The 18,869-nt window shown below is 70.8% G+C and carries 19 protein-coding genes; 13 read left to right on the top strand and 6 right to left on the bottom strand.

Features of this window, described 5'->3' with window-relative positions; all coding sequences use genetic code 11:
* Positions 1–68 precede the first annotated feature (68 nt).
* Positions 69–737: a response regulator transcription factor gene (locus RIN80_RS05000; protein WP_309094253.1), complete on the top strand. Its 669-nt coding sequence runs from the start codon at positions 69–71 to the stop codon at positions 735–737.
* The gene (locus tag RIN80_RS04995) at positions 734–2,143 is read left to right on the top strand and encodes an ATP-binding protein (protein ID WP_309094252.1); all 1,410 of its coding nucleotides are present in this window, start codon (positions 734–736) and stop codon (positions 2,141–2,143) included. The genes RIN80_RS05000 and RIN80_RS04995 overlap by 4 nt, the downstream gene beginning before the upstream one ends.
* 10 nt (positions 2,144–2,153) lie before the next feature.
* Here RIN80_RS04995 and RIN80_RS04990 read toward each other — a convergent pair whose 3' ends face one another.
* The 4 genes from RIN80_RS04990 to RIN80_RS04975 form a co-directional block, all read right to left on the bottom strand.
* Positions 2,154–2,630, bottom strand: coding sequence for a MarR family transcriptional regulator (locus RIN80_RS04990; RefSeq protein ID WP_309094251.1), 477 nt, complete (start codon positions 2,628–2,630; stop codon positions 2,154–2,156).
* A 116-nt stretch (positions 2,631–2,746) separates the two neighbouring features.
* Positions 2,747–3,547: an AIM24 family protein gene (locus RIN80_RS04985; RefSeq protein WP_309094250.1), complete on the bottom strand. Its 801-nt coding sequence runs from the start codon at positions 3,545–3,547 to the stop codon at positions 2,747–2,749.
* Positions 3,544–4,194: an AIM24 family protein gene (locus RIN80_RS04980; protein ID WP_309094249.1), complete on the bottom strand. Its 651-nt coding sequence runs from the start codon at positions 4,192–4,194 to the stop codon at positions 3,544–3,546. The genes RIN80_RS04985 and RIN80_RS04980 overlap by 4 nt, the downstream gene beginning before the upstream one ends.
* Position 4,195: 1 nt before the next feature.
* Positions 4,196–4,828, bottom strand: a complete 633-nt coding sequence (locus RIN80_RS04975) for an AIM24 family protein (protein WP_309094279.1) — start codon at positions 4,826–4,828, stop codon at positions 4,196–4,198.
* 168 nt (positions 4,829–4,996) lie between these two features.
* Here RIN80_RS04975 and RIN80_RS04970 point away from each other — a divergent pair, with 168 nt between their 5' ends.
* The 4 genes from RIN80_RS04970 to RIN80_RS04955 all read left to right on the top strand — a co-directional run bounded on the left by RIN80_RS04970 (position 4,997) and on the right by RIN80_RS04955 (position 9,869).
* Positions 4,997–5,341 carry a DUF3817 domain-containing protein gene (locus tag RIN80_RS04970; protein WP_309094248.1) on the top strand — a complete coding sequence of 115 codons (345 nt, stop codon included), beginning with the start codon at positions 4,997–4,999 and terminating at the stop codon, positions 5,339–5,341.
* Positions 5,338–5,631, top strand: a complete 294-nt coding sequence (locus tag RIN80_RS04965; RefSeq protein ID WP_030854324.1) for an MTH1187 family thiamine-binding protein — start codon at positions 5,338–5,340, stop codon at positions 5,629–5,631. The genes RIN80_RS04970 and RIN80_RS04965 overlap by 4 nt, the downstream gene beginning before the upstream one ends.
* A 443-nt stretch (positions 5,632–6,074) precedes the next feature.
* On the top strand, positions 6,075–7,910 hold the full coding sequence (locus RIN80_RS04960) for a cellulose synthase catalytic subunit (RefSeq protein ID WP_309094247.1): 1,836 nt from the start codon (positions 6,075–6,077) through the stop codon (positions 7,908–7,910).
* A 3-nt stretch (positions 7,911–7,913) separates the two neighbouring features.
* A complete protein-coding gene (locus tag RIN80_RS04955) occupies positions 7,914–9,869 on the top strand; it encodes a kelch motif-containing protein (RefSeq protein ID WP_309094246.1) in 1,956 nt (651 codons plus the stop codon).
* 13 nt (positions 9,870–9,882) lie between these two features.
* Here the strand turns inward: RIN80_RS04955 and RIN80_RS04950 are convergent, their stop codons facing one another.
* Entirely contained in the window at positions 9,883–10,872 is a 990-nt protein-coding gene (locus tag RIN80_RS04950) for a glycoside hydrolase family 6 protein (RefSeq protein ID WP_309094245.1), read from the bottom strand.
* Positions 10,873–11,038: 166 nt separating this feature from the next.
* Between RIN80_RS04950 and RIN80_RS04945 the strand changes: the two genes are divergently transcribed.
* The 3 genes from RIN80_RS04945 to RIN80_RS04935 all read left to right on the top strand — a co-directional run bounded on the left by RIN80_RS04945 (position 11,039) and on the right by RIN80_RS04935 (position 13,706).
* On the top strand, positions 11,039–11,548 hold the full coding sequence (locus RIN80_RS04945) for a MarR family transcriptional regulator (RefSeq protein WP_309094244.1): 510 nt from the start codon (positions 11,039–11,041) through the stop codon (positions 11,546–11,548).
* A 43-nt stretch (positions 11,549–11,591) separates the two neighbouring features.
* Complete coding sequence (locus RIN80_RS04940) at positions 11,592–11,930, top strand: DUF3817 domain-containing protein (RefSeq protein WP_309094243.1); 339 nt, start codon at positions 11,592–11,594, stop codon at positions 11,928–11,930.
* 75 nt (positions 11,931–12,005) lie between these two features.
* Entirely contained in the window at positions 12,006–13,706 is a 1,701-nt protein-coding gene (locus tag RIN80_RS04935; RefSeq protein ID WP_309094242.1) for a methylmalonyl-CoA mutase family protein, read from the top strand.
* Here RIN80_RS04935 and RIN80_RS04930 read toward each other — a convergent pair.
* Positions 13,682–14,311, bottom strand: coding sequence for a TetR/AcrR family transcriptional regulator (locus RIN80_RS04930; protein ID WP_309094241.1), 630 nt, complete (start codon positions 14,309–14,311; stop codon positions 13,682–13,684). The genes RIN80_RS04935 and RIN80_RS04930 overlap by 25 nt on opposite strands.
* A gap of 236 nt (positions 14,312–14,547) precedes the next feature.
* Between RIN80_RS04930 and RIN80_RS04925 the strand changes: the two genes are divergently transcribed.
* From RIN80_RS04925 to RIN80_RS04910, 4 genes are all read left to right on the top strand, one after another.
* The gene (locus RIN80_RS04925; protein ID WP_309094240.1) at positions 14,548–15,519 is read left to right on the top strand and encodes a tetratricopeptide repeat protein; all 972 of its coding nucleotides are present in this window, start codon (positions 14,548–14,550) and stop codon (positions 15,517–15,519) included.
* A 621-nt stretch (positions 15,520–16,140) separates the two neighbouring features.
* On the top strand, positions 16,141–16,773 hold the full coding sequence (locus RIN80_RS04920; RefSeq protein WP_094055872.1) for a DUF6230 family protein: 633 nt from the start codon (positions 16,141–16,143) through the stop codon (positions 16,771–16,773).
* A 118-nt stretch (positions 16,774–16,891) separates the two neighbouring features.
* Positions 16,892–17,455: a DUF6114 domain-containing protein gene (locus RIN80_RS04915; protein WP_309094239.1), complete on the top strand. Its 564-nt coding sequence runs from the start codon at positions 16,892–16,894 to the stop codon at positions 17,453–17,455.
* Positions 17,445–18,809 carry a hypothetical protein gene (locus tag RIN80_RS04910; RefSeq protein WP_309094238.1) on the top strand — a complete coding sequence of 455 codons (1,365 nt, stop codon included), beginning with the start codon at positions 17,445–17,447 and terminating at the stop codon, positions 18,807–18,809. The genes RIN80_RS04915 and RIN80_RS04910 overlap by 11 nt, the downstream gene beginning before the upstream one ends.
* Positions 18,810–18,869: the final 60 nt, after the last annotated feature.

Below are 18,869 nucleotides of genomic sequence, written 5' to 3'. Positions count from 1 at the left end.
GACGGAGGCTGAGTGGAAGCTGAAGGCCCCTGAAGGGATCTTCAGGTTCCCTTTGCGACTCTTTACCCATGCGCCTGTTGATCGTGGAGGACGAGAAGCGGCTGGCTCTGTCGCTGGCCAGGGGCCTGACGGCCGAGGGATACGCGGTGGACGTCGTCCACGACGGGCGGGAGGGGCTGCACCAGGCCTCGGAGGGGACGTACGACCTGGTCATCCTGGACATCATGCTGCCCGGGCTCAACGGCTACCGGGTCTGCGCCGCCCTGCGCGCGGCCGGGCACGAGGTGCCGATCCTGATGCTGACCGCCAAGGACGGTGAGTACGACGAGGCCGAGGGCCTCGACACGGGCGCGGACGACTACCTGACCAAGCCGTTCTCGTACGTCGTGCTCGTCGCCCGGGTGAAGGCCCTGTTGCGGCGGCGCGGGCAGGGGGCCGGGGCCTCGCCGGTGCGTGTGCACGGGGACCTGAGGGTGGACACCGCGGCGCGCCGGGTGTTCCTCGGGGAGGAGGAGATCACCCTGACGGCCAAGGAGTTCTCCGTGCTGGAGCAGCTCGTGCTGCGGGCCGGCGAGGTGGTGTCCAAGTCCGAGATCCTGGAGCACGTCTGGGACTTCGCCTACGACGGCGATCCGAACATCGTCGAGGTGTACGTCAGCACCCTGCGGCGCAAGCTGCGGCCGGGGCTGATCCGGACCGTGCGCGGCGCCGGGTACCGGCTGGAGACCTCGCCGTGAGGCGGCTGTTCGGGTCCGTCCGGGCGCGGGCCACGCTCGGTGCCACGCTCGTCGTCGCGGTGGCCCTGGTCGCGGCCGGCGCCGCCGTGCTGCTGTCCCTGCGGTCCAACCTGATGGGCGAGGCCGGCACCCAGGCGGAGCGCTCCGCGCGGGCCGTCGCCTCGGAGCTCGCCGCCGGGACGCCGTACGACAAGCTGTCGGGGCTGGACGGGGACATCGGGCCGGTGCAGGTCCTCGACGAGGACGGGCGGCTGGTCGCGGTCAGCGAGGACCTGGAGCGGATCAGCGGCACGGACAGCGACCGGGTCAGGGCGCAGCCCGCCGCGCGGCCGGCCGGGGAGGACGAGGACGACTCCGAGACCGCGGGCGAGGCCCTCGAACCCGGGGAGATCTCCGGGGAGAGTGTCTTCCGCAACGGGTCCGCGACCGTCGACGGGGACACGGAGGACTACCGGTACGCGGCCGTGGAGGTGGAGACCCACGACCGCGGCACCCTCACGGTCTACGCCGGCGCCCCGCTGGCCGCCGAGCACGGGGCCGTGCGCACCGCGCTGACCGTGATGCTGATCGGGTTCCCGCTGCTGCTCGGCGTCGTCGCGGGCGTGACCTGGCTGGTCACCCGGCGGGCCCTGCGGCCGGTGGAGGGCATCCGGCGCGAGATGGCCGCGATCACCCGGTCCGAGGACCTCGCCCGGCGCGTCCCGGAGCCGGACACGCACGACGAGATCGCGCGGCTCGCCAGCACCACCAACGAGACGCTGGCGGCACTGGAGACGTCCGTGGAGCGGCAGCGGCGGTTCGTCGCCGACGCCTCCCACGAGCTGCGCAGCCCTATCGCCTCGCTGCGCACGCAGTTGGAGGTGGCCGCCGCCCATCCCGAGCTGCTGGACCTCGACGGGGCCGTGGAGGACACCGTGCGGCTGCAGCGGCTCGCCGCCGACCTGCTGCTGCTCGCCCGGCTGGACGCGGGGGAGCGGCCGAACGACACGCGGGTCGACCTCGCCGGGCTCGCCCGGGAGGAGGCCGAGGGGCGGGCCGGGGTGACCGTGGCGGCGGAGCCGGTCGAGGTGGTCGGCTCGCGGGGGCAACTCGGCCGGGTGCTGGCCAATCTGCTCGACAACGCCCAGCGGCACGCCCGGTCGGCCGTCACGGTGAGCGTGCGGCGGGAGGGCGGCCGGGCCGTGGTCGGGGTGGCCGACGACGGGGACGGGGTGCCGGAGGCGGACCGGGAGCGGATCTTCGAACGGTTCGTCCGGCTGGACACCGCCCGCAGCCGCGACGACGGCGGCGCCGGTCTGGGGCTCGCCATCGCCCGGGACGTCGCCGTACGGCACGGCGGCACGCTCACGGCCGGGCAGGGGCCCGCAGGCGGAGCCCTGTTCGAACTCCGCCTGCCGCTCGTCTAGCGGAGTGCGGTCACGGGCGTCCGCGCTGCCCGCGCAGGTGCTCCGCGATGGGCTTGAGGGCCTTGTCGAGCTCCGTCAGGGCCTCGGGGGACAGCAGGTCGATGAAGTGCCTGCGCACGGACGCCACGTGGTGCGGCGCGACCTTCTGCATCGTCGCCATGCCGTGGTCGGTGAGGACCGCGTAGAGTCCCCGGCGGTCCGACTCGCAGTTCTCGCGCCGGACCAGGTTCGCGTTCTCCATGCGCGTGATCTGGTGCGAGAGGCGGCTCTTGGACTGGAGGGTGGCGGAGGCGAGGTCGCTCATCCGCATCCGCAGGTCCTCGGACTCGGAGAGATTCACCAGGATCTCGTAGTCGTTCATTGTCAGGCCGAACGGCTGCAGGTCCTTTTCGAGCTGGTACGCCAACAGCCTGTTGACCTCCAGGTGGGTGCGCCAAGCGCACTGCTCCGCATCGGTCAGCCAGCGGGTGGCCGTCTCGGTCTCCATGAATGAAGTCTACCTAAAAGGTTGAAAGGCGAACTAGTGAGGGGTGGCGTGTGACGGCGCACACCTGGCGAACAACAGTGCGCAGGCGTTCGATGTCACACTCCGCAGACTACCGCTCACAGCCCGAAGCGACGCTGGAGGTCCCCCAGCTGTCCGGGAAGACGCGGTACCCCGGACTGGCCCGGCTGGTGCCCGGAAGGACCGCCTCCGGGCACGCCCGCCTGCTGGGGAACGACCCCCGTGGCCTGCTCGGCCATCAGGGTCTCGGACGACTGGAGCAGGACCGTGCCCGCACCGACGAACTCGAACTGGTGCTCCTCGCCGGAGGCCCCGCCCAGGCCCGTCAGCGCACGTAGACCGCCCATGACACCGGTCATGTACCCGTGGTCGTAGTGGTGGCAGGGCGAGGGGCAGTCGGCCCAGCCGACCAGGGCCTGGGGGTCGACCCGGATCGGGGGCTCCATGAAGACCACCGGTCCGTTCGACGCCGCCACGAACTTTCCGGTTCCGATGAGGGTCAGAAAACCCGGCACGATTGATTGCTTCAGTGACAGAGTTGGCTGAAAAGCGAGCAAGTTGCCCGAGCGAATGGTCAGGTTGCCGTCTTCGAGGTCGTACGAATTGACATCGAAGGCCCGGTCGGCGAGGAGCATCTTGCCCGAGCCCTCCGCGACGACCCAGTCGCTCGCGTGCAGTGGCGAATGGAACGACGTACGGACGAGACGGTCCAAACGGCCGTGCCCGACGCCGTTGAAGTCGATCGAGCCGTAGTAGGCGATCATCTTCCCCTTTTGCAGGAACCACTGGCTCCCCTTGAGCTCCACGCAGAAGGTGTAGGGGTTGACGTTGTCGTCGGGCGGCAGGGTCGCCGGGTCGAAGACCGCGGGGCCGGCGCCCGGGGTTCCGTAGGTGCTCACAGCTTCTCCTCCGACGCCTGGACGTACACCGCACCGCTGCCGCTGAGCTCCAGCTGGAACGCCTCGCCCGAGCCGCGTCCCACCATGTCCCGCCAGCCCAGGGCCGCGGACAGCTTGTTGCGGACCTCGCCGTGGTGGGCGACGTAGGCCTGCGGGTCCACGTGCACCGGGCGCTGCGGGGTGATCGGGATCTCGACGACGCCGCCGTGCGCCATGACCGCGACGGCCCCGTGCCCCTGCAGCGTCGTCGTGAACAGTCCCTGGCCGCTGACCTGCCCGCGCACCATGCCCATGACGCCGCCCTGCGAGCCCAGGAACATCGTCCCCTGCCGGAGTGTGCCCTCGAAGGCCAGCAGCCGGTCCGCCTCGACGTAGAGGGTGTCGCCGGTGAGCCGGATCACCTGGATGTGATGCCCGCCGTGCCCGAACAGCACGGTGCCGCTGCCCTCGACCGTCATCAGGGGCGTGTCCTCGTCGGCGACCCGGCGGCCGATCATCGACATGATCCCGCCCTGGCCGCCCGCCGTGTTGGGCGTGAAGGACACCTCGCCCCGGTAGGCGAGCATCGCGCCGCGCTGACTGAACAGCCGCTGTCCCGGCGCGACCGTCGCCTCGATCATCTTCGCGTTGATCTCCCGGAAGGCCATGTCACACGTCTCCCGCGATCGTGTTCCGCTCGCTCGGCTGCACGTACACCAGGCCGTCCCCCTCGAACCGCATCTGGAAGGCCTCGCCGCCGCCCTCCCCGAGCAGCGTGCGGAACGTCACGCCGGACTGGAAGGACTGCCGCAGGTTCCCCTGGTGCGCCACGTACGCCCCCGGGTCCACGGTCAGCGGGTACTGCGGGCTGACGCGCAGCACCACGGCCGGGCCGTCCGACATGATCGCCGCCTGGCCGTGGCCCTCGACGGTCGTCGTGAACAGCCCGTTGCCCTGCGAGGCCCCGCGCAGGCCCGTGAACTCGGTCCCCGTGCGCAGCCCGCCGTCGGTCGCGAGCAGGTTGCTCGACTCGACGTAGAGCTTGTCGCCCTGGAGGCCGACCAGGTTGATCTCGGAGGCGCGGTCGGCGAACCAGCAGGTCCCCCGCCCCTTCACCTCCATCAACGTCATCTGCTCGCCGGTGAGCCGCCGGGTCACCATCCCGCGTATGCCCTCGCCGCCGCCGCTGAGCTTCCTGAAGGCCATCTCGCCGTCGTACGCGACCATCGAGCCGTTCTTCGCCTTGACGGCGTCTCCGGTCATGTCGACGGCGAGCACCTTGCTGCCCTGAAGTCGGAACATCGCCACATACGGGAAGGTAGCCGCAGGCCGGGCCCCACCGACAGGTCCCCTGGGTGGAGAACGACCCTGAGCGCACCCCTACGGACCGGGGTCCCCGGCGGTTTGCCACAATGGGCGGGACGCTTGTGCGTGCGTTCACAAACCGTTCTCTCCCACCGAAGGTGACCCGTGGACCTCAAGACCGCCACCTCCCTCCGCCGCCTCCGCCTGGTCTCGGCCCCCGAGGCGATCTCGTTCCTGCTCCTGCTGGTCTGCTCGGTGCTGAAGCGGACCACCGACTTCAACGCCGTGCCGGTGATGGGAGCGGTGCACGGGGCGCTGTTCGTGCTGTACGTGATCTTCTGGGCGGACGCGTGGAACCGGGCGAAGTGGCCGCTGCAGACGGCCGCGCTGTACTTCGTGCTCTCGGTGCTGCCGGCCGGCGGGTTCTTCGCGGAGCGCAGGCTGCGGCGTGAGGCCGAGGACGCGGTCATCGCGTCCCGGGCGCGCAACGAAGGCGTGGTGAACGCGTGATCGTCGCCTTCTCCGTGACGCCGCTGGGGGTCGGTGAGGACGTGGGGGAGTACGTCGCCGACGCCGTGCGGGTGGTGCGGGAGTCCGGGCTGCCGAACCGGACGGACGCGATGTTCACGTCCGTGGAGGGGGAGTGGGACGAGGTGATGGACGTCGTCCGCCGCGCGGTCGCCGCGGTGGAGCGCCGCGCGCCGAGGGTCTCCCTCGTCCTGAAGGCGGACATCCGCCCGGGCGTGACGGACGGCCTCACGTCCAAGGTGGAGACGGTGGAGCGGCATCTCGCGGAGTAGCCCCGCCGGATCTTTCGACGCAGACGAAACCCCGGTTCTTCCGAGAACCGGGGTTTTCGCGTACCCGGCGTCAGTGCCCGGGGGGTCACGCGATCCGGCGCGGCGGGGTGCGGCTGTGCCCACCCTCCCCCGAGCTCTCGGCTTCGCTCGAGCAGAAGGACCCCCATCGCCCCCGGCGGCACGGCTGCCCGCAGCCAGGGCGGAAGCACGACGCGTCCGCTCCCCCCGGCGCGGCCCCGACCCACCCACACCGCGAAGGCGAAGCCACCCACACCGCGAAGGCGAAGCCACCCACACCGCGAAGGCGAAGCCCCCACCACCGTCCGGCCGCCAGCGCCCCACCCGCCTGGACGCCCCCAGTTCGACACCGCACCAAAGGTCCACTTTCGTATGGGTATCGGGGTATTGCGCTTCGATCAGGTCTCAACCATCTGGAGGGCGCTGTGCGGCCGGAGGGCTACGACTACGACTCCCACAGCCGACTCGCCGGACCGCTCACGGAGCCGTCCGGTGAGGCGTACCGGGTGCAGTACGCCTCGCTCCTCGCCCGCGAGCCCCGCCGAATACGAGCCGTCCTCCTGATGTGCCTCGCCCCGCTGCTGACCGGCGCCCTGCTGGTCTACCTCGTCTGGCCCACCCACTGGGTGGAACGCGAGGGCGGCGAACGCTGGCTCGTCGGGCTCGACATCACCATGCTGCTCTCGATCGGCCTCATCGAACTGTTCATGCTCGTCAACGTCGCCTCGGTCGCCCACGCCACGATGGTCGCCCGCGACCCCGTGCCCGTGGTCCCCGAACCCGGCACCCGCGTCGCCTTCCTCACCACCTACGTCCCGGGCAAGGAACCCCTCTCCATGGTCCGCGCGACCCTGGAGGGCGCCGTCCGCATCCACCACACCGGCCCCCTCGACGTCTGGCTCCTCGACGAGGGCGACGACGACGACGCCAAGGCCCTGTGCGCGGAGCTCGGCGTGCGGCACTTCACCCGGCTCGGCGTCCCCGAGTGGAACCGCTCCGAAGGGGTCCACAAGGCCCGCACCAAGCACGGGAACTACAACGCCTGGATCGCCATGCACGGCGACGCCTACGACTTCTTCGCGTCCGTCGACACCGACCACGTCCCGCTCCCGGACTTCCTGGAACGGATGATGGGCTACTTCCGCGACCCGGACGTCGCCTTCGTCGTCGGCCCGCAGGTGTACGGCAACTACCACAACCCCGTCACCAAGGCCGCCGAGTCCCAGCAGTTCCTCTTCCACGCCCTGATCCAGCGCGCCGGCAACCGCTACCGCGCCCCCATGTTCGTCGGCACCAACAACGTCGTACGGATCTCCACCCTCAAGCAGATCGGCGGCCTGTACGACTCCATCACCGAGGACATGGCCACCGGCTTCGAGATCCACCGCCACCGCAACCCGGCCACCGGCCACCACTGGCGCTCCGTCTACACCCCGGACGTGCTCGCCGTCGGTGAGGGCCCCGCCTCCTGGACCGACTTCTTCACCCAGCAGATGCGCTGGTCGCGCGGCACCTACGAGACGCTCCTGAAGCAGTACTGGAAGGCGCCCTTCAGCATGCCCCCGGGCCGCCTGCTGTCCTACACGCTGATGCTCGTCTACTACCCGATGACGGCCGTCAACTGGCTGCTCGGCATCCTCAGCTGCGTCCTGTTCCTCTGGTTCGGCGCCTCCGGCACCCAGGTCTCCGCCTCGGTGTGGATGATGCTGTACAGCGACGCCGCCGCCCTCCAGGTCGGCCTGTACCTGTGGAACCGCCGGCACAACGTCTCCCCGCACGAACCCGAGGGCTCCGGCGGCCTGGCCGGCATGGCGATGTCGGCCCTGTCCGCGCCGATCTACCTCAAGTCCCTCGGCGAGGCCCTGCTGCGCCGCCCCAGCCGCTTCGTCGTCACGCCCAAGGGCGGCGACGCCAGCCCCGACCGGCCGGCCACCTTCCGCATCCACCTCTTCTGGGCCGCCCTGCTGGCCACGTCCCTGGCCGTCTCGATCGTCCTGGACCACACCCACGCCGCGATGCGCACCTGGGCCGTCCTCGCCATGGCCATCTCCCTGGCCCCGGCCGGGGTGTGGGCCGTGACCCTCCTCAAGGAGTACCGGGAGCGCCGGCCGCGGCCCCAGCGGGCCCCGCAGTCCGCGCAGGCGCCCGCCGTCACCCCCACGCACGCGCGCGTGCCCGAATCCAAGGAGCCCGCCCCGGCGCTCGCCACCGTGTCCCCGGCGGCGGCCCCCGCGACCGGCACCACGACAGGAGGCAACTAGCCCATGGCGTACCAGCCCTCACAGAAGACCAAGAAGACCGTCCTGGGCATCGGCGGCATCGCGGTCCTGGCGGGCCTGAACGCCCCGGCCGCGCTGGACTTCGCCTCCACGCAGTACCACGAGTACAAGATCGCCCAGCCCGGCTACAAGGCGAAGTACGGCTCCTGGGACCAGGTCGACATCCCCGAGGAGTACCGCACCAACGCCATCCACGCCGCCCTGCTGCACACCGGCAAGGTGCTGATCGTCGCCGGGTCGGGCAACGAGCAGCGCAAGTTCGACAAGGGCGAGTTCGACACGGTCCTGTGGGACCCGGAGAAGAACACCTTCAAGAAGGTCCCCACCCCGGAGGACTTCTTCTGCGCCGGTCACGCCCAACTGCCCGACGGACGCCTGCTGGTGGCCGGCGGCACCGCGCGCTACGAACTGCTGGACGGCGAGGTGACCCGGGCCGGCGGCGGCATGCGCGTGAAGAACGAGAGCCCCGACAAGGCGGTGCACCTGAAGAAGGGCACCCGCTTCCGCTCCCCCTCGGGCGTCGAGTACGTCACCCGGTTCGACGTCACCGTCCCCAAGGCCAAGCGCACCTTCAAGGTCACGTACAACAGCCGCGGGGTGATGCAGCCCTGGAAGACCAAGGTCACCGCCAGCGAGGCCCGCGTCTTCGTGGAGGCCGTCAAGAAGGGCAAGCGGTCGGTCGCCCGGAAGCAGGCGCAGTACTCGGTCGTCGGCCTCAAGGGCCGGGCCGCCGACAACGTCTACGGCCTGTCGGAGAAGATCACCCTCGACAAGCAGGACTTCCAGGGCATCCGCGCCGCCTACGAGTTCGACCCGAAGGCCGAGAAGTACGTGCCGGTCGACCCGATGGACAAGGCCCGCTGGTACCCGACGCTCGTCGGCCTGGACGACGGCCGGGTCCTCGCGGTGTCCGGCCTCGACGACGTCGGCATGATCGACCCGGGCGACAACGAGATCTACGACCCGGAGACCAAGAAGTGGTCACCCGGCCCCAAGCGCTACTTCCCGACGTACCCCGCCCTGTTCCTCACCAAGGGCGGCAAGCTGTTCTACTCGGCCTCCAACGCCGGGTACGGGCCCGCCGACCAGGGGCGCGAGCCGGGCCTGTGGGACCTGGAGACCAACACGTTCCGGAAGGTTCCGGGCCTGAAGGACATCGACCAGACCGAGACCTCGGCCTCCGTCCTGCTGCCCCCCGCACAGGACCAGAAGGTGATGATCCTCGGCGGGGGCGGCGTCGGAGAGTCCAGGAAGTCCACGCCGCGCACGGCCGTGGTCGATCTGAAGAAGGACAACCCGGCCTTCGAGACCGGCCCCGACCTGCCGCAGGGCACCCGCTACCTGAACAGCGTGATCATGCCGGACGACACCGTGTTCACGTCCAACGGGTCCAAGGACTACCGAGGCCGCAGCGCCAGCAACATCCTCCGGGCGCAGTTCTACGACCCGAAGGCCAACGCCTTCCGGGAGGCCGCCGCGCCCAAGGTGGGCCGCAACTACCACTCCGAGGCGCTGCTGCTGCCCGACGGGCGGATCGCCACCTTCGGCTCCGACCCCCTCTTCGACGACCAGCAGAACACCAAGCTGGGCCACTTCGAGCAGCGCATGGAGGTCTTCACCCCGCCCGCGCTGCACAAGAACGCCCTGAAGCGCCCCGTGCTGAAGGACGGGCCGCGGACACTGGACGAGGACCACCGCATCACGTTCCGCACGGACCACCCGGAGCGCGTGGCCGCGGCCCGGCTGATGCGGCCCAGCGCGGTCACGCACACCACGGACGTCGAACAGCGCTCCATCGAGCTGGAGGTCACCAGGAAGGGCGGCACGGTGACGTTCGACGTGCCGCGCGACCCCGCCCTCGTGCCGCCCGGCTGGTACATGCTGTTCGTGACGGACGCCGAGGGCACGCCCTCCAAGGCCAAGTGGGTCCACGTGGAGTGAGCGGGCGGCCCGGTCAGCCCTTGGTGTTGCGCGCCAGCTCCAGGGCGTACTCCGGCCACCAGCGCCCGGCGGCCGGCCCGCCCTCGCAGGTCCCGTCCGACTCGCCGGGCCGCTTGATCCACAGGTAGGCGTCGACGACGGGCCGGCCGGTGGCGGTGGTGGGCGGGGTGCCGAGCGCCCGGCCCGGCGGGTTGCACCAGGCGCCGGGCAGGGGGCCGTTGCCGTTGCGGCTGGTGTCGACGACGAAGTGCTTGCCGCCGAGGGCCTCGGCGAGCCGGCCGCCGTAGTCGGTGGTGACCTCGTTGGTCTGGAAGTTGGAGACGTTGAGGGCGAAGCCGTCGGCCTTGGCGATCCCGGCCCGCTTCAGCGGCTCGACCAGCTTCTGCGTCTCCCGGATCCAGTCCGCGTTGCCCGCGTCCAGGTAGACCTTGGTGTTCGGCTGCTGCTTCAGCCGGGTGATGGCCTCGCCCAGCAGCTGCTCGCGCTCGGCGTGGTACTCGCCGGGAGTGCATCCGTCCACGACGTGCGCGACCGCGTCCGGTTCCAGGACGACCAGGGCGTCGGCCTCGCCGAGGGCGTCCGCGAACTTCCCGATCCAGGCCCGGTAGGCGTTCGCGTCCGCCGCCCCGCCCGCCGAGTGCTGGCCGCAGTCCCGGTGCGGGATGTTGTAGGCGACGAAGACCGCCGTCTTGCCCTCCCGGCTCGCGGCGGAGGCGGCCGCCCGGACCATCGGGGCCGGGTCGATCTCACCGGCCGGCCACAGCGCGACCGGCTGGTCGGCGATCCGCTTGATCAGCGCGGCGTCCCCCTCCCGGCCCTGCTGCTGCCAGAGCCGTGCCTGGCGGGCGGCGGGGCTGTCGGGGTCCACCCAGAACGGGGAGGCCGCGTAGCCGGCCTGCGTGGTGTCGACGTCGGTGGCGGCTTCGTCGCGGTGCGCGGACGTGCAGCCCGCGGCGAGACCGAGCACCGCGAGGGCCGCGAGGGCGTGGATCAGCCGAGTCATGCCGCTCCCTGGAGGGTGGTGACGGTGGGTGACGAACCGAAGGCAATCGTGACACACCGGCAGGAATCCCAGCGGAAAGGACATGACCCGACCGCACCTGCAGGCGGCCCGACCGAAGGGCGAGACGGAGCTGACCACCATGTGACCGGCCGGTAAGGTCTGGACCGTGCCGAAGCCGCTCAGTCTCTCCTTCGACCCGATCGCGCGCGCCGACGAACGCTGGAAGCAGCGCTGGGGAAACGTGCCGTCCATGGCCGCGATCACCTCGATCATGCGCGCCCAGCAGATCCTCCTGGCCGAGGTCGACGCGGTGGTCAAGCCGTACGGGCTGACGTTCGCGCGCTACGAGGCGCTGGTGCTGCTCACCTTCTCCAAGTCGGGTGAGCTGCCGATGTCCAAGATCGGCGAGCGGCTCATGGTGCACCCCACCTCCGTGACGAACACCGTGGACCGCCTCGTGAGGTCCGGTCTGGTCGCCAAGCGGCCCAACCCGAACGACGGCCGGGGCACCCTCGCCAGCATCACCGACAAGGGCCGCGAGGTCGTCGAGTCGGCCACCCGCGACCTGATGGCGATGGACTTCGGGCTCGGGGTGTACGACGCCGAGGAGTGCGCGGAGATCTTCGCGATGCTGCGTCCGCTGCGGGTCGCCGCGGGGGACTTCGAGGAGCAGTGACCCGGGGCGAGATCCCCCGGAACGGGTGGTTACGCTCGACGGCATGAAAAAGAGCGTGCTGACCCGCTACCGCGTGATGGCCTACGTCACCGGCGTGCTGCTGGTCCTGCTGACCCTGGGCATGATCGGCAAGTATGTGCTCGACCTGGACGGCGCGGCCGACTTCACGCGCGTCGTCAGCATCGCGCACGGCTGGCTCTACGTCGTGTACCTGGTCTTCGCCTTCGACCTGGGCTCCAAGGCGAAGTGGCCGGTCGCCAAGCAGCTGTGGGTGCTGCTCGCCGGCACCATCCCCACGGCCGCCTTCTTCGTGGAGCGCAGGATCAGCCACGAGCTGCGGGGACGGGTCGCGGAGGACGCGCCCGCGCCCGTCAAGGCGTAACCGCACCGCCGTACGGAGCAACGTACGGCGGTCTGCCATCGACATTTACTAGGACGTCCTAGTAAATTCGAGGGTATGGACGCTCACGCCATAGAAGAAGGCCGCCGTCGCTGGCAGGCCCGCTACGACGCCGCGCGCAAGCGCGAGGCCGACTTCACGACGCTCTCCGGCGATGCCGTGGAGCCCGTGTACGGGCCCCGGCCCGGGGACACCTACGAGGGCTTCGAACGGATCGGCTGGCCGGGGGAGTACCCCTTCACCCGCGGCCTGTACGCCACCGGCTACCGAGGGCGGACGTGGACGATCCGGCAGTTCGCCGGGTTCGGCAACGCCGAGCAGACCAACGAGCGCTACAAGATGATCCTCCGCAACGGCGGCGGCGGGCTCTCGGTCGCCTTCGACATGCCGACCCTGATGGGCCGCGACTCCGACGACCCGCGCTCGCTGGGCGAGGTCGGGCACTGCGGCGTGGCCATCGACTCGGCCGCCGACATGGAGGTCCTGTTCAAGGACATCCCGCTCGGCGACGTCACGACGTCCATGACCATCAGCGGCCCGGCCGTCCCGGTCTTCTGCATGTACCTGGTCGCCGCCGAGCGGCAGGGCGTCGACCCGTCCGTGCTGAACGGCACGCTCCAGACGGACATCTTCAAGGAGTACATCGCCCAGAAGGAGTGGCTGTTCCAGCCCGAGCCGCACCTGCGGCTCATCGGCGACCTGATGGAGCACTGCGCGGCCGGCATCCCCGCGTACAAGCCGCTGTCGGTCTCCGGCTACCACATCCGCGAGGCCGGGGCGACGGCCGCGCAGGAACTGGCCTACACCCTGGCGGACGGCTTCGGGTACGTGGAGCTGGGCCTCTCGCGCGGCCTGGACGTCGACGTCTTCGCCCCCGGCCTGTCCTTCTTCTTCGACGCGCACGTCGACTTCTTCGAGGAGATCGCCAAGTTCCGCGCGGCCCGCCGGATCTGGGCCCGCTGGATGCGGGACGTCTACGGCGCGAAGTCCGAGAAGGCCCAGTGGCTGCGCTTCCACACGCAGACCGCCGGCGTCTCCCTCACCGCGCAGCAGCCGTACAACAACGTCGTACGGACGGCCGTGGAGGCCCTGGCCGCCGTGCTCGGCGGGACGAACTCACTGCACACCAACGCCCTCGACGAGACCCTCGCCCTGCCGAGCGAGCAGGCCGCCGAGATCGCGCTGCGCACGCAGCAGGTGCTGATGGAGGAGACCGGCGTCGCCAACGTCGCCGACCCGCTGGGCGGTTCCTGGTACGTCGAGCAGCTGACCGACCGCATCGAGGCCGACGCGGAGAAGATCTTCGAGCAGATCAGGGAGCGGGGCCTGCGGGCGCACCCCGACGGGCGGCACCCCATCGGCCCGATCACCTCCGGCATCCTGCGCGGCATCGAGGACGGCTGGTTCACCGGGGAGATCGCCGAGTCGGCGTTCCGGTACCAGCAGGCCCTGGAGAAGGGCGACAAGAAGGTCGTCGGTGTGAACGTCCACACCGGCTCGGTGACCGGCGACCTGGAGATCCTGCGGGTCAGCCACGAGGTGGAGCGCGAGCAGGTGCGCGTCCTTGCCGAGCGGAAGTCGGCCCGCGACGACGCGGCGGTGCGGGCCGCGCTGGACGCGATGCTCGCCGCCGCCCGCGACGGCTCCAACATGATCGAGCCGATGCTCGACGCGGTGCGCGCCGAGGCCACGCTCGGCGAGATCTGCGGGGTGCTGCGGGACGAGTGGGGGGTCTACACGGAGCCGGCCGGCTTCTGAGCGAGGCCGTTCAGCAGCACCCTCGTGAAGCCGTGGACCCACTCCTCGTCCACCGGCTCCCCGCTCACCAGGGTGCGGTGGACCACCGCACCCGCCACCATGTCGAAGATCAGGTCCACCGTCCGGGCGGCCGCGCCGGGGTCCGGTTCCGGCGGGAGTTCGCCTCTCGCCTGGGCCCGGGCGCGGCCCTGGAGGACCAGGCGCTTCTGCCGGTCGACGACCGAGGCGCGGACGCGTTCGCGCAGGGCCTCGTCGCGGGTGGCCTCCGCCACCACCGCCATCAGGCCGCTCTTCGCCTCGGGCAGGGTCAGGATGGTGGCGAACTGCGAGACCACGCCCTCGATGTCCGCCGCCAGGGAGCCGCGGTCGGGCAGTTCCAGTGCGTCGAAGAGTTCGGCGACCGCGTCGACGACCAGTTCGTTCTTGCCCGCCCAGCGGCGGTAGAGCGTCGTCTTCGCGACCCCGGCGCGGGTCGCGACGTCTCCCAGCGTGAGCTTGGACCAGCCCAGGTCCACGAGCGCCTCCCGCGTGGCGGCCAGGATCGCGGCGTCCGCCGCGGCGCTGCGCGGGCGCCCGGTGCGGCTGGCTGGGCTGCGGCTGTGCATGTCCCGACCATAAACCGGCGGTTCCCGTGCGGCGCCGTGAGGGAGATCACCGGGGCGCGGTGTCCCGGGGGTGCGGCATGGCGTTACGCTACGACTCGTAGCGAAAGCCTGTGAGGGACGTACACGGGCCTCGCGCACCCGGCGCGGGGTGGGGACCCGGCGCCGAACGGCACCCGACCGGCCTTGCTTTCACACCGTTTTTCACACGCGCGCGCAGTACGGGGGAGGATAGACGCATGCAGCCACGGAACATGTCCATGAGCGGAGTCGTCGACCTCGCCGCGGTGAAGGCGGCCCAGGAGGCCAAGGCGAAGGCGGAGCAGGCGCGCGCCCAAGCAGCCCGTGAGGGCGGGGCGGGGGCGATCTCCCCGGCCGATCTCGTCATCGACGTCGACGAGGCGGGGTTCGAGCGGGACGTCCTGCAGCGGTCCGCCGAAGTACCGGTCGTCATCGACTTCTGGGCCGAGTGGTGTCAGCCCTGCAAGCAGCTGAGCCCGGTCCTGGAGCGGCTGGCCGTCGAGTACAACGGCCGCATCCTGCTCGCCAAGATCGACGTCGACGCCAACCAGATGCTGATGCAGCAGTTCGGCATCCAGGGAATCCCCGCGGTCTTCGCGGTCGTCGCCGGGCAGGCGCTGCCGCTCTTCCAGGGCGCGGCGGGCGAGGAGCAGATCCGGCAGACCCTGGACCAGCTGGTGCAGGTCGCCGAGCAGCGCTTCGGCCTGACCGGCCTCACCGTCGACCCCGACGCCCAGCCCGGCGCCCGGCCGGCCCCGGAGCGGCCGGCCGGCCCGCACGACGGGCTCCTCGAAGCCGCCGTGCAGGCGCTGGACTCGGGGGACCTGGGCGGTGCCGTCCAGGCGTACAAGAACGTGCTGGCCGAGGACCCGGGCAACGAGGAGGCCAAACTGGGCCTCGCCCAAGCCGAGTTGCTCCAGCGCGTGCAGGGCGTCGACCCGCAGACGGTGCGCCGGGAGGCGGCCGAGAAGCCGGCCGACGTGCAGGCGCAGATCGCCGCGGCCGACCTGGACCTGGTGGGCGGCCATGTCGAGGACGCCTTCGGCCGGCTGATCGAGACCGTGCAGCGCACGGTGGGTGACGACCGGGACACGGTCCGGATGCGGCTGCTGGAGCTGTTCGAGGTGGTCGGACCCGAGGATCCGCGGGTGATCGCGGCGCGCCGGGCCCTGGCGCGCGCCCTGTTCTGACCAGTCGTTAAACGCGCGGGCCGGTGATGCCCGCGTGAAGAGTTCGCCCTCAACGGGTCACCGCGGCCGCGCTTTGCCAAAACTTGGCAATCGCGGCCGCTGTTACTGCGAGTAAGTCGCAGGCGTTGATCTGTCGGATTCTGTCCAGCGATCAACAGCTTTGTACCGCCCCTCCGGGCCACCCTGTGTCGCCGACCGAGACCGAGGGGTCGTTGTTCGGTTATCCCGCCGTTACTAGCGAGTAACGAACCCCCTTGTGCGGGCGGCGAGAATGCACCACGATCGGCCACGCTCGGTCCAATCCCGTACCCCGGCAGCCGGTTGGGTCGCGGGACGTCCTGGGTCCCCACCGAGCAGAGCCGGCGGCAGTGGCGCCGGCTCTTGGACAGGGGGGTCTTCGCCCGTCCGGCGAAGCCTGTCCAGCAGGGTTGTGCGTGATGCGTGTCAGGCGCGACCAGTGGTTGTCGCTCGGGGGTGATCGCCGGTGATTCGGGCGCAGTTGCGCCGCCGAGTGCAGGCGCTCTCCTTCCCGAGGACGTAGCACTTCTCCCATCCCTGCCCGGCTGAGCCGCGACTCGGGGCGAGCCAGGACAGGAGATGTACGTCCGAGAAGGAGGAAATATGGAGTCCCAGGTGCGTGGCGGGACCAGATGGAAGCGGTTCGCTGTGGTCATGGTGCCCAGCGTCGCCGCCACGGCTGCGATAGGTGTCGCCCTCGCGCAGGGCGCTCTCGCCGCGTCGTTCAGCGTCTCCGGTCAGTCGTTCAAGGTCACGACCGACCAGCTCGTCGGTGAGGGCTTCTCGCAGTACGGCGCCCTCGACGAGGGGTACACGCTCGACGGCAAGAAGTCGGTTCACCCGGTCGCGGTCTCGTCGTTCAAGTCGGCGACGATCAAGAACCTCTGCCAGTCGGTCGTCACCCCGAACATTCCGGTGCTCGGGAACGTCAGCCTGATCCTGCGTGCGGGTCAGGGTGCCAAGCCGGTCGAGGCGCAGAACCTCTACATCGACGTCGCCGACCTCAGCGCGGACGCGACGTTCGAGAACATCGACATCGGTGTGGCCGCCAAGGACGCCACCAAGGGTCCGGCCATGAGGAAGGGCGAGACGGCGAACCCGTACGGCTTCGCCCAGCAGGCGGACCGGGCGACCCTGACCGACGTGAAGCAGACGGCGTGGGCGACCACCGCCGGAACCTTCAAGCTCAGCGGCCTGAAGATGTCGCTGTCGACGGGTGTCAAGGAGTGCTACTAAGCACTCGATGACGGGCGGGGGAGCCGGTGGCGCCCCCGCCCGTCCACCTTCCGGCCGTGTCTTCACGCGCGGCCCACATCACCACCACAGCAACGCCGTACCAGGGAGCTGTTTTTCCATGAGCGCCGAGACTCCTGCCGCAGGCGGCCAGTTCACTCTGCGGAGGCAGCAGTTCCGCGCCTGGCGGGGTACGCGGCCGTTCTGGGCCGGGCTGTTCGTCCTGCTCAGCGGACTGCCCATCGCCTACTTCCCGTACGCCAACCTCCAGATCGGTCACCTGACGCTGGCGATGGCGACCACCGCGGGCGCCGGGTCCCTGATCATCGGCGTGCTGCTCGTCGTACTGGGCGTCAGCCTCTGGTTCCAGAAGCACGTCCGCGTCTTCGCGGGAGTCGCGGCCATCCTGCTGGCGCTGGTGTCCATCCCGGTGTCCAACCTCGGCGGCTTCCTCATCGGCTTCCTGCTCGCCATCGTGGGCGGCGCGATGGCCGTCGCCTGGGCGCCGGGCGCACCGCCCGCCGGGCAGCTCGCCACCCACGCCGCCGAAGGCACGGGCGGGGCTCCCGAGGCGACGGACCACGACACCACGGTGATCAGGCCCGTGGACGGGCTGGACGCGCCGAACGATCTGTCAGGAACGAACCCGGCCAACGGGGCGAACGGGAGGCACAGTGCCGGCTGACGAGGTGAGCCACGGGGCTGATGCGGAGGCGTCCCGTGTGAGAACCGGGCCGCGCCACGCGGCACCCAAGAAGCCGCTGTTCACCAGGTTCAACAGGCCGGCCGGCAAGGCGATAGCCATGGCGGCGATGCCGACGGCGGTGCTCATGGGGATGGGCTTCACGTCGACGCTCGCCATCGCCGACGGCAACAACCCGGCGACGCCGACGGCCAAGAGCCTGACGGTGGACGAGTACAAGGACTGCGTGGCGGCCCTGGAGGACGAGGGGAAGAGCCCCGAGGGCGACGCCTCGGCCTCGCCCACGCCGTCCCCCTCGGCCAGTGACGGCGCGAGTGACGACAAGGACGACCAGAGCGGCACGGCCCCGAAGCCGTCGCCCTCCACGGGCACGGGCGGCACGGACGACAGCGAGGGCGGTTCCTCTTCGCCGGATTCAGGTTCCGACGACAAGGACGAGCCCGCGCCCGCCCCGGCCACCAGCGAGCCGGCCACGGGCGGCGGCGACGCGACGGCCACGCCGTCCCCCTCGCCGTCCGGGAAGGGCGGCGGCCTGCTGGAGGGCATCGGCGACGCGATCGGCGGCATCCTGGGCGGCGACAAGGCGGAGGCGAGCGCGAGCCCGACCCCGACCCCGTCCGCCACGGCGTCCGAGACCGCCGAGGAGCCGGCCGAGGACACGGGTGGTACCGCCCGGGACACGACCGAGAAGGCCACCGGCGCCGCCGAGGACACCGTCAAGGACACCGCGGCCAAGACCGAGGAGCCCGCCGAGCCGGCCGAGGGCACCACCGAGGCCGTCGGGAAGGCGGGCGAGGAGAAGGCGGCCGAGGCCACCGCCTCGCCCAGCCCGGCCCCCAGCGCGAGCGCCACCACGGACCCCGACGACTGCCCGGCCGCCACCGACGCCGAGGGCGGCGTCGACAACACGGTGCCGCTGCCCGACGACCCCTGGTACCTCAACGCCAGCTCGCTGACGCTCAAGGGCGCCGACTACAAGGGCGTCGTCGAGGTGCGCACCGCGGGCGGCTCGGTCAAGAAGGTCCTGAAGTACGTCATCTCCGGCGGCACCGACATCGGTGACCTCCACCAGACGGTCAGGGACAAGCAGTCCGGCAAGACCTACCACGTGCAGGCGGCCAAGGGCTCGACGTCCACGATCCGCGACGGCGACACCGTGATGTACACCGAGAGCATCTCGGGCAACCTGCTCGGGCTGATCCCGATCACGTTCGACCCGGAGCACCCGCCGCCGCTGAACATCCCGCTGATCTACTTCACCAACGTGAAGGTCACGCAGGCGGGCCAGTTCGGCGGGACCCTGCACGTGCCGGGGCTGCACAACTACATCGACTGAGCGCCGCACAGAGCCCGTTCGGGAGCCGCACACACCGAGGGGCGCCCCCCTGGATCCAGG

It is taken from the genome of Streptomyces sp. (assembly GCF_031181705.1).
Classification (GTDB): Bacteria; Actinomycetota; Actinomycetes; order Streptomycetales; family Streptomycetaceae; genus Streptomyces.
Note: the sequence above shows the minus strand (reverse complement) of the source record. Positions and strands in the feature narration are given on the sequence as shown.

Coding starts and splice junctions, on each gene's coding strand:
- RIN80_RS05000 (WP_309094253.1), top strand. CDS start 69: ATGCGCCTGTTGATCGTGGAGGACGAGAAGCGGCTGGCTCTGTCGCTG.
- RIN80_RS04990 (WP_309094251.1), bottom strand. CDS start 2,630: ATGGAGACCGAGACGGCCACCCGCTGGCTGACCGATGCGGAGCAGTGC.
- RIN80_RS04980 (WP_309094249.1), bottom strand. CDS start 4,194: ATGGCCTTCCGGGAGATCAACGCGAAGATGATCGAGGCGACGGTCGCG.
- RIN80_RS04975 (WP_309094279.1), bottom strand. CDS start 4,828: ATGTTCCGACTTCAGGGCAGCAAGGTGCTCGCCGTCGACATGACCGGA.
- RIN80_RS04955 (WP_309094246.1), top strand. CDS start 7,914: ATGGCGTACCAGCCCTCACAGAAGACCAAGAAGACCGTCCTGGGCATC.
- RIN80_RS04950 (WP_309094245.1), bottom strand. CDS start 10,872: ATGACTCGGCTGATCCACGCCCTCGCGGCCCTCGCGGTGCTCGGTCTC.
- RIN80_RS04940 (WP_309094243.1), top strand. CDS start 11,592: ATGAAAAAGAGCGTGCTGACCCGCTACCGCGTGATGGCCTACGTCACC.
- RIN80_RS04935 (WP_309094242.1), top strand. CDS start 12,006: ATGGACGCTCACGCCATAGAAGAAGGCCGCCGTCGCTGGCAGGCCCGC.
- RIN80_RS04930 (WP_309094241.1), bottom strand. CDS start 14,311: ATGCACAGCCGCAGCCCAGCCAGCCGCACCGGGCGCCCGCGCAGCGCC.
- RIN80_RS04925 (WP_309094240.1), top strand. CDS start 14,548: ATGCAGCCACGGAACATGTCCATGAGCGGAGTCGTCGACCTCGCCGCG.
- RIN80_RS04920 (WP_094055872.1), top strand. CDS start 16,141: ATGGAGTCCCAGGTGCGTGGCGGGACCAGATGGAAGCGGTTCGCTGTG.
- RIN80_RS04915 (WP_309094239.1), top strand. CDS start 16,892: ATGAGCGCCGAGACTCCTGCCGCAGGCGGCCAGTTCACTCTGCGGAGG.